Source organism: Winogradskyella sp. PC D3.3, assembly GCF_054366245.1.
This window is the reverse complement of sequence record NZ_CM135962.1, coordinates 1,204,453-1,217,257: the sequence shown is the minus strand read 5'-3', so window position 1 is coordinate 1,217,257 and position 12,805 is coordinate 1,204,453. Positions and strand designations below refer to the sequence as shown.

At 32.1% G+C, this 12,805-nt stretch carries 17 protein-coding genes; 3 read left to right on the top strand and 14 right to left on the bottom strand.

Annotated features, from left to right (window positions below; translation table 11 throughout):
• Positions 1 to 111 precede the first annotated feature (111 nt).
• The 7 genes from ACXGSQ_RS05345 to ACXGSQ_RS05315 are packed head-to-tail and all read right to left on the bottom strand — an operon-like array spanning position 112 to position 4,542.
• On the bottom strand, positions 112 to 723 hold the full coding sequence (locus tag ACXGSQ_RS05345; RefSeq protein ID WP_458628593.1) for a DUF4230 domain-containing protein: 612 nt from the start codon (positions 721 to 723) through the stop codon (positions 112 to 114).
• 1 nt (position 724) lies between these two features.
• A complete protein-coding gene (locus ACXGSQ_RS05340; protein ID WP_458628592.1) occupies positions 725 to 1,075 on the bottom strand; it encodes a DUF4260 domain-containing protein in 351 nt (116 codons plus the stop codon).
• A 2-nt stretch (positions 1,076 to 1,077) separates the two neighbouring features.
• Complete coding sequence (locus ACXGSQ_RS05335; RefSeq protein ID WP_458628591.1) at positions 1,078 to 1,827, bottom strand: cyclase family protein; 750 nt, start codon at positions 1,825 to 1,827, stop codon at positions 1,078 to 1,080.
• A gap of 2 nt (positions 1,828 to 1,829) precedes the next feature.
• Positions 1,830 to 2,957, bottom strand: coding sequence for a radical SAM family heme chaperone HemW (gene hemW, locus ACXGSQ_RS05330; protein WP_458628590.1), 1,128 nt, complete (start codon positions 2,955 to 2,957; stop codon positions 1,830 to 1,832).
• Positions 2,958 to 3,013: 56 nt separating this feature from the next.
• Positions 3,014 to 3,379, bottom strand: coding sequence for a hypothetical protein (locus ACXGSQ_RS05325; RefSeq protein ID WP_458628589.1), 366 nt, complete (start codon positions 3,377 to 3,379; stop codon positions 3,014 to 3,016).
• Between the two features lie 37 nt (positions 3,380 to 3,416).
• Complete coding sequence (ruvC, locus tag ACXGSQ_RS05320; protein WP_458628588.1) at positions 3,417 to 3,971, bottom strand: crossover junction endodeoxyribonuclease RuvC; 555 nt, start codon at positions 3,969 to 3,971, stop codon at positions 3,417 to 3,419.
• Between the two features lie 4 nt (positions 3,972 to 3,975).
• Positions 3,976 to 4,542: a cell envelope biogenesis protein OmpA gene (locus ACXGSQ_RS05315; RefSeq protein ID WP_458628587.1), complete on the bottom strand. Its 567-nt coding sequence runs from the start codon at positions 4,540 to 4,542 to the stop codon at positions 3,976 to 3,978.
• A gap of 51 nt (positions 4,543 to 4,593) precedes the next feature.
• Here ACXGSQ_RS05315 and ACXGSQ_RS05310 point away from each other — a divergent pair, with 51 nt between their 5' ends.
• Together ACXGSQ_RS05310 and ACXGSQ_RS05305 are read left to right on the top strand one after the other, a co-directional pair.
• Positions 4,594 to 5,610, top strand: a complete 1,017-nt coding sequence (locus ACXGSQ_RS05310; protein WP_458628586.1) for a hypothetical protein — start codon at positions 4,594 to 4,596, stop codon at positions 5,608 to 5,610.
• The gene (locus ACXGSQ_RS05305; RefSeq protein WP_458628585.1) at positions 5,610 to 6,761 is read left to right on the top strand and encodes a glycosyltransferase; all 1,152 of its coding nucleotides are present in this window, start codon (positions 5,610 to 5,612) and stop codon (positions 6,759 to 6,761) included. Before ACXGSQ_RS05310 ends, ACXGSQ_RS05305 begins: the two co-directional genes overlap by 1 nt.
• A 15-nt stretch (positions 6,762 to 6,776) precedes the next feature.
• On the opposite strand, the gene ACXGSQ_RS05300 is transcribed toward ACXGSQ_RS05305, so the two are convergent.
• From ACXGSQ_RS05300 to ACXGSQ_RS05280, 5 genes are all read right to left on the bottom strand, one after another.
• Positions 6,777 to 7,253 (bottom strand): hypothetical protein, encoded by a 477-nt coding sequence (locus ACXGSQ_RS05300; RefSeq protein WP_458628584.1) that lies wholly within the window; start codon positions 7,251 to 7,253, stop codon positions 6,777 to 6,779.
• A 113-nt stretch (positions 7,254 to 7,366) separates the two neighbouring features.
• Complete coding sequence (locus ACXGSQ_RS05295) at positions 7,367 to 8,497, bottom strand: tetratricopeptide repeat protein (RefSeq protein ID WP_458628583.1); 1,131 nt, start codon at positions 8,495 to 8,497, stop codon at positions 7,367 to 7,369.
• A 15-nt stretch (positions 8,498 to 8,512) separates the two neighbouring features.
• Positions 8,513 to 9,598, bottom strand: a complete 1,086-nt coding sequence (locus ACXGSQ_RS05290; protein WP_458628582.1) for an energy transducer TonB — start codon at positions 9,596 to 9,598, stop codon at positions 8,513 to 8,515.
• On the bottom strand, positions 9,588 to 10,793 hold the full coding sequence (locus ACXGSQ_RS05285; RefSeq protein ID WP_458628581.1) for a M56 family metallopeptidase: 1,206 nt from the start codon (positions 10,791 to 10,793) through the stop codon (positions 9,588 to 9,590). The genes ACXGSQ_RS05290 and ACXGSQ_RS05285 overlap by 11 nt, the downstream gene beginning before the upstream one ends.
• Positions 10,794 to 10,883: 90 nt before the next feature.
• Positions 10,884 to 11,246, bottom strand: a complete 363-nt coding sequence (locus ACXGSQ_RS05280; RefSeq protein WP_458628580.1) for a BlaI/MecI/CopY family transcriptional regulator — start codon at positions 11,244 to 11,246, stop codon at positions 10,884 to 10,886.
• Between the two features lie 132 nt (positions 11,247 to 11,378).
• On the opposite strand from ACXGSQ_RS05280, the gene ACXGSQ_RS05275 reads away from it, so the two are divergent.
• A complete protein-coding gene (locus tag ACXGSQ_RS05275) occupies positions 11,379 to 11,876 on the top strand; it encodes a DUF456 domain-containing protein (RefSeq protein WP_458628579.1) in 498 nt (165 codons plus the stop codon).
• Between the two features lie 254 nt (positions 11,877 to 12,130).
• Here ACXGSQ_RS05275 and ACXGSQ_RS05270 read toward each other — a convergent pair whose 3' ends face one another.
• Together ACXGSQ_RS05270 and ACXGSQ_RS05265 are read right to left on the bottom strand one after the other, a co-directional pair.
• Positions 12,131 to 12,631 (bottom strand): DNA-binding response regulator, encoded by a 501-nt coding sequence (locus tag ACXGSQ_RS05270; RefSeq protein ID WP_458628578.1) that lies wholly within the window; start codon positions 12,629 to 12,631, stop codon positions 12,131 to 12,133.
• Positions 12,591 to 12,800, bottom strand: coding sequence for a helix-turn-helix domain-containing protein (locus tag ACXGSQ_RS05265; RefSeq protein ID WP_458628577.1), 210 nt, complete (start codon positions 12,798 to 12,800; stop codon positions 12,591 to 12,593). The genes ACXGSQ_RS05270 and ACXGSQ_RS05265 overlap by 41 nt, the downstream gene beginning before the upstream one ends.
• Positions 12,801 to 12,805 lie beyond the last annotated feature (5 nt).

The window sequence follows — 12,805 nt, the reverse complement described above, 5'->3', positions numbered from 1 at the left end:
AGATTTCATGCTCTTGGTTAATTTGCCTTAAATTTAAACAATTAACCTATTCAAATCTTGCCTTATACCCTTTAAATACAAACCTTACAAAAAATATAGAATACTATAAATTTATTTTAATAATGCCTTATCGTCTCCACCTTCAATTTTCAACGCTGAATAATCTAATTTCCAACCGATCGTTTCTACTAAATTTTCAATAAGGTGAATGGTCTCTAAAGCTTCTTGTTTAGCAATATTAAACAAACCACTTTCTGGGACCTTATCCATAATATGTGTTTTAGCTCTAGTCTGTAACTCCGTTAAATCGGCAGCTTCAAACTTATTAAACATACCATCTCGCTTATCATAATAATTTATATTGCTTTCAATAGATAGCACTTCTGGCTGTGGAAAATGTGTTAAATGAACTGTTTTTGTTTTAGCGTTTGAAGACATTTGCACTTTACCCAAATCGAAACCAACATGCGCTTTAGCATTAATGACGACTAAAGCTTTTTTTCGACTAGAAATTAATTTTAAGAACTTTTCTTTTACGTCTTCATAATGATAGATCTCTGCAAAATCACCTTCAACGGTAACAAATTTACAGACGCGTTTTATTTTGTCTAATATTAAAATGGACTGTTCATTAGAAACTTTTTTGGTCTTCCATTGTTTATATATAGTAACCAACCCTAAAGTCACTAAAATGCTAATAATGATTATAAAAAATGTTTCCATGCTATTTACCTATTTCTCCTAAATGCGTGTTTTTAAATGCGTCATCAAATTTTAATCCGTAGCCAAAGATTCTATCCATCGATGCATGAGCAAATAAAATAACACCCATTAATTTTAGCTCTTCAATTTCAAAATACATGCCAAGAAAATAAATAAGTATCGCTAATCCTTTATGATGACAAATATTGTAGACTATTGCTCCTATTTTAGGATTAAAAATATATCCCAGCATACCAATATCTGGTACTAAAATTAAAGTTAAAAACCACCACCAAGCATAACTAAGTTGGCTAAACAGGAAAATTCCAAACATAAACATTCCTAATTCTTCGAGCTTTAAAACAAATTTCATAATTACGCTATGACCTTATATAATATAGGTTTACTCGGACTTGCATCATTTTCAAAAGGTGCAATTTGAAGATTAAGCATATAACAGCCATCTAATATTTTATTAGACACATAAATAAATTCTGTAATTGTAGCATCTAAACGTAATTTCCCCTTAGTATTCCAAAACGCATTGTGCGCTAAGAGTTCGCCTCCATCTTGCTCTTTATCTACACTAGGCAAATCAACAAGAAGATGTTTTACTCCTTTGTTTTTTAGATACTCTGCGGCATCTTCTAACATAAACGTTGGGTTGGTATTAGAATATTGTTTAATGAATTTATCACGCGTATTTGGGATGGTTCTAATCACAATGGCTTCGCGTTTTTTATTGCCTAAAGCAAACTGTAATTGTTTTCTAGAAATCACATAATCCTCACCTTGCTTTTCTGGAGCAACGGTTACCACTTCCGCTAAAAAGAAAAACTGTTTTAAATATTGGTTTATAGAATAGACTTTTTCTGTAATATGACCAACCGTTTCTGTATGTGTACCATGCGAATGCGGATTAAACGTAATGGTATTAAAATTTACCACAGCTCCATTAGCCACACTTACAATTTCACCATCTATAATTTCAGGTTCAATTTTAGGAGGGTCTAAATACCATGCATTAACATTATTAGGTTTTCCTGTTAGAGGTATTGAAATATCTAAAGGTTGTGATAAATCTATAGTTCTTTTTTTCGATTTGAATTGTATTGTTGCTAACACGCTTAGTTGATTTTAAATAATTCGCTGGCAATACCATCACACAAAAACTGTCCTTTTTTTGTGACGCGTAAATGGCCATCATCAATATACAATAATTGTTGATTTATAAAAACTTTGGATTGCTCAATTAAGTAATCTTTAAAAACGACACCAAAGTCTTCTTCTACTTTACGAAATGAAACTCCCCAAATGGTACGCAAACCTGTCATTATATATTCATTGTACTGATCGGTTTGTGTTAACGTTTCAATCTCAATGGGCAACTCATGTTGTGCTAAAGCATTTATGTATTTGGAATTATTTTTGACATTCCAACCCCGTTGTTTTCCATTAAACGAATGAGCCGACGGTCCAATTCCGAGATAAGATTTCCCTTGCCAATAGGCCGAATTGTTTTTACTAAAATACCCGTCTTTTCCAAAATTAGAGAGTTCGTAATGTACAAATCCAGAAGCTTCTAACTTATCTTTCAACATATGAAATTGTTCATGCGCTTGCTCGTCATCCACATTATCTATAATGCCTTTTTTAATAAAAGACGCCAAAGCCGTTTTAGGCTCAACGGTTAATGCATAGCTTGAAATATGAGGCACTCCAAAACTTAAAGCCATTTCTATATTTGCCAACCATTGCGCATTTGAAGCTCCTGGAATACCGTAAATTAAATCTAAAGAAATATTATCGAAATGCTTAGTGGCTTCTTCTAAACACGATTTAGCTTCGGTGGCATTGTGTGCACGATTCATCAGTTTTAAATCCGCTTCAAAAAAGGATTGAATACCTATAGATAACCTATTGATTGGACTCTTAGAGAGTGCTATGATGCGTTCTTTAGATAAATCATCTGGATTGGCTTCAAGTGTAATTTCTGGGGCTTCTGAAACTTTATAGGATTTATAAACCGAATCAATCAAAAACTGTAATTCATCGTTAGTTAACAAACTTGGTGTTCCTCCTCCAAAATAGATGGTTTCAACTACTGTATTTTTGAATTCATCTTTTCTAAGTTCTAATTCTTGACACAACCCATTTATAAGTTCATCTTTTTTCTTCAAAGAGGTTGAAAAATGAAAGTCGCAATAATGACACGCTTGCTTGCAGAATGGTATGTGGATATAGATGCCGCTCATTTTAAATTTTAGTATTCAGTCAGATTTTTGAAAATCAATTACATTCAAATTTTATCTTATTCTTCAAACAAGTCATATAAGGTTGAAATCCTTAAATCGCAGTACAATTTCAAAAAATTATAATAGAGCATATCAAACTGACTGCCATAAATTTCTCGTCTCGTTTCCCAAGATTCGTAAGCTGCAAATTTCAGTTTAAATTGCTCATCTACAAACAGATTCCAAAGTTTCTCTGAAGTATCTAAAGCGATTATAAATGTAGAATCCTTACTATTTATGCGTTTCAATTCAATAACTAATGAATCTTTAATTTTTTGAGATTGGTAATAGTTTTCATAAGCAATATCATTCATTTCAACTTGCCCTTGACTGAATCCTACTAAAGATTGAAGTAATACAACAAGTAAAATGATGATTCTCATGTTCTGTTTTTAACTGAATAATCCGATTGCAATTGGCTTATTTTTTAACGCGACCTTCGTTCTGCTTCACAAAAGCAGACCAACCCGAATAACTCTTACCAACCTCAAAACGACCTTCGTTATAAAAATGACAAACGGCTGCTGCCAAACCATCCATAGAATCTAAATTCTTAGGAATAGTTTTAAGCCCTAACATACTTTGCAGCATTTTAGCGACTTGCTCTTTACTGGCATTTCCATTTCCGGTAATTGCCATTTTAATTTTTTTAGGAGCATATTCGGTAATAGGCACTTCGCGCGACAAACCTGCAGCCATAGCAACACCTTGTGCGCGTCCTAATTTAAGCATACTCTGTACGTTTTTACCGAAAAAGGGAGCTTCAATCGCTATTTCATCAGGATGATAGGTATCTATGAGTTCTACCGTACGTTCAAAAATAAGTTTGAGTTTTAAATAATGGTCGTCATACTTTTTTAGCATAAGCTCATTAAGTTGCAGAAATTCCATCTTTTTACCCACAATTTTTATGAGTCCAAACCCCATAATCGTAGTTCCTGGATCTATGCCTAAAATAATTTTTTCTTTACTCATGCTTTTAATTACAGTATCGGCAACCATCTAAAGCAACTGCCAAGCCAAAGGTAAGGTTAAAAACACTACCATTAAAAGCACCTAAACCACTTAAAACAGGATTATAATCATCTAAAGACGTTAAACCATAGATATACGAGACATCAGTATAAACAGAAACTTTTTTATTTATAGCATAATGCAGTTCTAAGCCTCCTAAGAGATTTACAAAAGTCTGTTTGTTATCGCCTAATGTTCCTAATGGTTTTACAAAAGACACCCCAGGTCCTGCATGTGCAACCGTTCGTAATCGCATTGGTAAAAATGTAAGATATGCTGTTGGATCATATATAAACTGTGCGTTGATTCTGGTATAGTTTATTTTAAACTCTGGTGTATCCTCAGCGCTTTTAAACCGATTAAAACCAAAATCTAACCTTACTCCATATTGCGGTGTTAGCTTGTGTTGAATTCCCAAATTAACGGTTGGAAAATTCACAGACTTGGCATAAGAACCTTTTACAAATCCATCTGTGGTAGGATAATTAACACCAACAGCAAAAAGCGCTTTCCACTTTGCTGTATCTTTCAATTGTGCCTGGCTATTAAACGTTATAAAAACGATAATAAAAAAGAAAAGGTATTGTTTAAAATAGTATTGCATCTGTTAGTTTTTGATTTTATTTGTAGTATGCGTTACGATGTACCTTACAAAACTAAACAATTCTTCTTTGTGCTTATTAAGTTGAGTATTGTAGTTGGTGCATTTTATTTTATTTACACTAAAATTGTTGATAACGAAAATTTAGAATTCGACAATTTTGTGTCCTTTTTAAACAAAAACAACGCATTTTCAGCAAAAAACATCATTATTTTAGTCGGATTAAGCTGTTTTAATTGGTTTCTTGAAATTATAAAATGGCAACATTTAGTCAACATTATGACACCCATTTCGTTTAAATCGGCATTAGAACAAAGTCTAGGAGGATTAACAGCATCACTAATAACACCAAATCGAATAGGAGACTATGGAGCAAAAGCCATGTATTACACCAAAACCTATAGAACAAAAATTGTATTGTTAAACTTATTAGGCAATACGGCACAAATGACCATCACCACGATTTTAGGAGGTTTGGGTTTTATTTATTTTGTAAACCGCTATCCTATTATCATCAACTATTACAAAATCATTCAGCTTTTTACAATAGGTATCGTAATTGGCTTATTTGCGCTATTCCTAGCAAAACAAAAACGATTTAACATAAAAGGATTTTCTCTTAACGCTGTTATAGGTTTTATAAAATCCCTTTCTCTAAAAACGCATGGTTTAAATCTATTATTGTCCCTAATCAGATATCTTATATTTTCCTTTCAATTTTATTATTTGCTGACTGTATTTGGTGTAGACATTAAATATTACGATGCCATGATGATTATATCGAGTATGTATTTACTAGCTTCAATAGTGCCAACCATTTCAATTTTTGATGTGGTTATAAAAGGAAGCATCGCTGTATTTTTGTTTAGTTATATTGACGTCAATGAATTTATCATTTTATCCGTTACAAGCTTAATGTGGCTGCTTAATTTTGTAATTCCAAGTGTCTTTGGAAGCTATTTTGTACTTAACTTTAAACTTCCAAAACCCACAGTATAATGGTGTCATTTGTATTTATTTTTATCATTATTATTTACTTATTTATTATTGGAGGGCTGAATTATGGATTTGATAAAATTGAGGAATTTAATGTACACGATTTACCGTCTAAAACGAAATTCTCAGTGATTATTCCGTTCAGAAATGAAACTAAAAACCTGCCTCAATTATTGGATTCTATTTTAGGATTACATTATCCAAAATCGATGTTTGAAGTTATTTTAGTCGATGATGATTCTGAAGATGATTCGGTTGCTATAATTACTAATTATCTTGATATACAAACTATAAAACAGGGTTTTCCCCTAACTGATTATATTTCTATAATTAAGAACAAAAGACACTCCAATTCCCCTAAAAAAGACGCGATAACTACGGCCATACAACATTCAAAATGTAATTGGATTATAACTACTGATGCCGATTGTGTCCTTCCTAAATATTGGCTTGATACTTTTGATAAGTACATTCAAACACAACACCCAAACTGTATTGTTGCGCCTGTGACTTACCATGGTAAAATGACATTTTTAAATCGCTTTCAAACTTTAGATATTTTGAGTTTACAAGGCAGTACAATTGGTAGTTTTGGCATTAAAAAACCCTTAATGTGCAATGGTGCTAATTTTGCGTATCTCAAATCTCAATTTAATCGTGTTAAAGGTTTTGAAGGCAACAACCGCATCGCTAGTGGTGATGATGTCTTTCTTTTAGAAAAATTTATAAAACACGATGCTAAAAAGGTCAATTACCTTAAATCTAAAAATGCCATCGTCACTACGAATCCTTCAGAAAATATTAAAGAATTAATTCAGCAACGTTTACGTTGGGCTTCAAAAACCAGCCAAAACAAGAATTGGTTTGTTAAATTAGTGGGGTTGGTCGTTCTATTAGGAAATGCGATCTTTTTAGGCCTACTTCCTGCGGTTTATTTTAATTTGATAACCCTAAAAATAGCTATGGCGTTATTGATTATAAAGCTGAGTATAGATTTCTTACTAATCTTTAAAACGACGCGTTTTTTTAAACAGAAAAACCTCCTACGCTCCTATTTATTTTCGAGCGTCCTCTATCCTTTTTTCAATGTTAGTGTGGCTTTATTAGGTTTCTTTAAATCTTATGAATGGAAAGGCAGAACCTTTAAAGTGTAAGTCGTTACCGAGTACCTAATTAATACGCACAATAACAGGCAACTCAAAGGCAGTAGTGACTTGTTGATTTCTTTTAATGGCTGGATATACTTTAGGAATACCTTTTAAACTCTGACGTAACAAACTGTCTATTTCAGGGATTTCTTGAATAGTTTCGGGATGCATTGTAATAGATTCTACTTCTAAAAACCCTGCTCTGTCAATTAGTATCTTTAGCCTAATCGTATCATTAACATTATTAGAAACCACTAAATTTTGTGCCTGTAAATATTGATTTACACTACCAATTAAGGTGTTTTGAAAACAAGTTTTACGGTCTTCTTTTTCAGCTACAGAATCGCAATTACTAAATGTAGGATATGTATCTACTTCATTCCAATTAAAGGTTTGCAGTTCTTCCTCAAGTAAATCTTCAGGATAAACTTTCTTCTTTTCAAAATAATTGCAAGAGGTTGCAAAAAGCAAGATTAAAAGACAAACAATTCGATTCATTACTAGTGTTCTGATAGCGAAAAGTACGATATTTTATCCAAAAAGTGGCTAGACAACTTCGCTTTTAGATTGAAACCTTAGCACTATGCGTTGATTTCATTTTTTATGAGGAATTATTCTTCTTCTAAAAACTTTTCTTGCTTTAATTCTTTGAGTCGACCTTCAGCATAGCTCAAAAATGGGCTTTTTGCCTTCTTCTCAATAAATTGCTCATACAGCTTAATTTTACTATCTATATCAGCATAATATTCATCTTTAGTTCTAAGAATATAAAACTCGGCCATGATATTGGAAGGATCTTCTTTTAACGATTTCTGAAAGGCTTTAATCGCTTGATCGTATTTTTTCTGTCGATTATAAAGCGTTCCCAGTCGTTGATACTCGTCTGCTAACGATCGATCTTGAAGTTTTATGGCTTTAGAAATATACGCTTCTGCGTTTTCAAAATCACTTAATCTCTCGTAATACGTACCAATAACAAATATTGCACTAGCATCGTTTGGGTTATATTTTAAGGCTTGCTTCCTGTGATAAATGGCGTCTTCGTAATCTGAATTTTGCGCGTAACTCAAGCTTAGCTTTTCATGTATGAACTCAGATTTTTCGCCCAAATCCAACAATTTATTAAACCAAACAACAGCATGGGTATAATAGTCTTGATGGTAATAGGTTTGGGCTTTTAAACTGATAAGCTCTATATTGTTTTTATAACTTTCTAATCCTTTATCTATATAACGATGTGCCTCTATAAAATTTCGTTTTATTAAATGATGTTTGGCTATTTTAAAAATGGCTTTTTGATGTGTTGCATCCAGCTTAAATGTTTTTTGAAACTGCCGTAATGCCGTAGTGTCTTTTTGCTTTTCTAAAACCACACCTAATTCATAATAGTAATTAGGGTTTAAACTATCGGATGCAATTAAGTTTGAAAATCGCTGATTAGCGTCTTTATATTGTTTTGTTCTTGCTAACAATTTTGCGTATTCATACTGCAACAAAAGGTCATCTGCATTTGCTTGTATGGCTTTTTCATAATTATTTAGGGCTTCTCCATAATTCCCTATGGCCATATACGCTTTTGCAATATCATCGTAAACCTCCTCTAAATTATCTAAAGATTTATAAACCTCTATAGCTTTGGAAAAGTTGCCATTATTATAGAGATGATCTGCTTTCGCCTTAGAGTTTTGTGCATTTAAAGTTAAGGTAATCACGACCGCTAATAGTCCAAAAAATAGTTTCATACGCAATTAAAATTATTACTTTTTAGAGCCGTGAATTTGATATTCAATTGGTAAAGAAAACGGCACATTTACAAGTTCACCATTTTGTTGCCCAGGTATAAATTGTGGTAGTAATTTTATAACTCTAACGGCTTCATCTTCTAATTTAGGATGTGGCCCTCTAGCTATAATCGTTTTAGTATCCCCATTTTTATCTATTGTGAATTGCACAAAAATTTGTTTTTTACCAGAAGACAATCCCAATGATTGCGCTAAATTGAGATTAAAATTTTTATTTACAAATGAATTAATAGTACTCACCGTACATGCTCTTTTGTCTGCCTCTGAAGACCGATCTACGCAACTCGGGTGAGCTGGTGCTATTTCAACGACACTAAAAGGCACATTTTCTTTATCGTTTAAACGCTCTACAGCACGTTTCCTCATACTTTCTAGCACTTGTAAGCTATCTTTTTTAAGATCTATTACGTTTTTAGAATCTCCATGAATCTGAAAAACAATAGGAATAGAAAAAGGCACAACCACAACGTCACCTTTTTGTCTACCTGGAATAAACTGCGGTAAAGTTGCTATAACACGCTTAGCTTCTGTCTCTAGTTCTGGACTTGGACCTCTAGCTACAATATCTTTAACAGTACCATCTTTATCAATTTTAAATTGTACAAAGATTCGTTTTTTTCCTGGACTTAAATTATCACCTATATCTGTATTAAAGTTTTTACCGATGTGCTTGGTTACAAAGTTATTAAAACAGTCTTTTCGTTCTTTATTAGATTCTAAATCTTTACATTCAAATGTCGTTGGAGTTTCTTCTATAACTGAAAAAGGAACTTCTATGTTTTCATCAATCTCTATAACTGTTTCTGTAGTTTGGCTTGAAGTGTAAGAATCTATTGCAAACGTCTGTATACCGTCTGTAACTACAAGTTTTTTAAAATATGAATCACTTTCTAACTGCTTTATCAAGCCATTAAACCTAGCTTCTTCTTCTTTTGTTTTATTTGCTAAATCTTCTACAAATAATTTAAGAATACCATCTTGAGTATATAACTCCCAATGTTCTTTTGCTGCTTTTGTATTTTTGTACGGTTTATTCTGCATAGTTTTTATACCTGCTTTCTTTCATAAATTCAAAATAATCGAGATCCCCTTCATTGAGTGTTCCATTTTCTGATTTTTTTTGAACATAACTATCCGATATATACAATCTAAAAGCATGCATTTTTAAAAACTCTTCTTTAGACGGCAGATACTTTTCTAAACTATTCTCACTAAATCCCGAAAATTCAAAAAGCTCATTAAAATCAGCTCCGGCTTTTTTCATAGCAACCAACTCATTGTAATATTTAATAGTCAAGGCTTCATCAGTAATTTCCTGATCAACAACTTGCTCGTTTTGCTCTTTATTTTGCTGCGCTCTAACTTCTGTAGACGTATAAATTAACATCCCAAAAACCATAGGAATTAACAAGGCGTATTTTATGAGATGCAATTGTTTTGATTTTGATTTTTGTAACATAGCGATTCGTTTTTTGATTAATGATTTGTTGAAAAATGTATTGGTAAAAGAGACCTGATTAACGTCTAATACTTGATTGAGTAAACTGGTGTAATAATCTGCCTTACCACTTTGCTTTACCGCTTTGGCATCGGCAATATATTCGTGTAATTCTTTTATTCTATTTTGATAGATATAGACTAAAGGATTAAACCAGAATACGATTCTAAGCAACTCAAAAAATAATAAATCTATGGTGTGATATTCTTCAATATGCACTAGTTCGTGCTTATAAATCGTTGGTTTTTCGGACTCTGAAATATGTTCTCCTAAAAATATGGTGTTGAAAAACGAAAATGCCGCACTACTTTTTATAAGCTTAACAATAAGGACATTACCTTTCCAACGTTTAGGATTTTTATGTTTTAACCAATATAATTTGGTGATTTTAGCTAGAAAAATCAATGATGCTATTACAATGCCTATTACTGCAATTATTTGCCAAAGTGGAGTTTCTGGCTCCTCTAAAATAATACCAGCTAGTTCTGCCGTTTGAATGTCGTAAACCGTTGGTGTTTTTGTTCCAATAAACACTTCTGGTAAATGAATGACCATATCTTTTGTGGCCATTGTTTTTAGTTGAGGAAACTTAAGAAATGGTAACACAAGCGCTAATACAGACGTAATTATTAAATACGCTCTATTGTAATTAAAGAAGGTTTCGCGCTTTAAAAACAAATCGTATATCAATAAAAACAACGCTTGAAACGCGATAATTTGAAGAATAGAATACAACATAATTTTTTAATTTGTTACTATTTAATTGTTTAGTGCTCTTATTGAACTTTGTATACTAGATAGCGTTCAATTTTTATAATAAAAGAACTACTAATGTTTGTTTTTATTGATTTCGTTGAGTAAGGTTTCAATGTCCTCAACATCTACGTCATTTTTCTGAACAAAGAACGACACCATACTTTTAAAAGAACCTTGAAAATAATTATCTACTAATTTATTAATAGACTGATTACTATAAGATTCCTTAGCAACTATAGGAAAGTAAACATGTCCTTTTCCTTTTTTCTCATAGTTTACAAAACCTTTACTTTCTAAAATTCTAATTATAGTAGATACCGTATTATAGGCCGGTTTAGGCTCTGGCAACGTTTCTATTACAGACTTTACATTGGCTTTTTTAAGTTGCCATAACACTTGCATAATTTCCTCTTCTGCTTTTGTTAACTGTTTCATAGAACTGCTATTTATTTATTTAACACATCACAAATATAACTAAATAATTAGTTGAAACTAATTATTTAGTTACAAAAATGTAACATTTAGCTATTTATACCGACTTATCATAGAATTGATTTTATATTTATTATGGAACTATTTTTAGTGATTATCGCGCTACTTTTAATGATTTTAGGCATTCTAGGTAGCTTTTTACCAATATTACCTGGACCACTTACAAGCTGGGCTGGCCTTTTGGTACTTCATTTTACAGAAGGTGTAGAATTGAGTCAAACGTTTTTAATCGTTACGCTTTTAATTGCAATTATTATTTATGTCTTAGACTATGTTATTCCAGCCCTCGGCACTAAACGTTTTGGAGGCAGTAAAGCCGGAATGATTGGAACGACCTTAGGTTTAATTATTGGTTTGTTTTCTCCTATTCCGTTTGGTATTATAATTGGTCCTTTCATTGGTGCTCTTATAGGAGAAATGAAGCATCGCAATGATTTCAACAAAGCATTGAAAGCCGCTTTTGGTTCGTTTTTAGGATTTATAGCATCTACCTTTTTAAAATTTATTGTAGCTATAATTTATTTGGGCTTTTTTATTGTAAAACTCTCAGAACACAATGCGAGTTGGTATTAACATAGCACATACGCTATATAGAAAAAACCTAGTCACATAAGATGTGACTAGGTTTTATTTTCTTGCTATTAACTCAACAATTACTTAATAAGGGATTAATTAACTCTTGCTGATACGACAAATATATTGAAGTAATTTAACTTCTTGCTGTGGTAAAACCGTAAGCTTGCTGTGGTAAAACCGTAGTTTCCGTATTTAACGGTAGATTCAAGATCTTTTTAAACGCAAAAAAACACGATATTTCTTTATTATTTTTATAAATAACCTTTTTCTCGCGCTTCTTTTAACAAGGTTTCATCCTTTCCATCGTCAATACTAAACAAAATCTTAAGCTGCTTCTTACGTTTTTCAATCGCACTTGTAGAAATACCGATATATGCCTTAAGATTTTTTGTTTTTATCCCTTGCGACAATAAATGTAGAATTTTTCGATTAATATCATCGACATAAATATCACTCGAAATTGTTTTTTTGGTATAATGACTTACTGTACTACTATAATAAGGTGGTGATTTTAAGATTTGTTGAAAACCATCCGCCAACTCCATAGATGTTAAATCACTTTTTATAAGAAACCCATCAGGATCGATTTCCTTTATAATATTATGAATTCTATAAGTTTCATTAAACATTGTTAAAATAACAACCTTAGCCCTTGGCATTAATCGTTTTGCTAGTAATGCTAAATCTTCTCCTGAGGTATATTTACCATCTTCAGAATCCAGGTAAGCTAATATCAAAAAAACAAACGTCATAAGGGTATTTTTTTGCTGCGCGTTCTATCATTACAACGGCAGTATCACAACTATTAGCCGTATCAATATACAACGTCTGATTCTCTTTTTTAGTTGCCATTAACACATTTTGATAGCCTTCAATAATTATTGGGTGATCATCCACCATTAAAATTTTGATGTGTTCCATGTGAT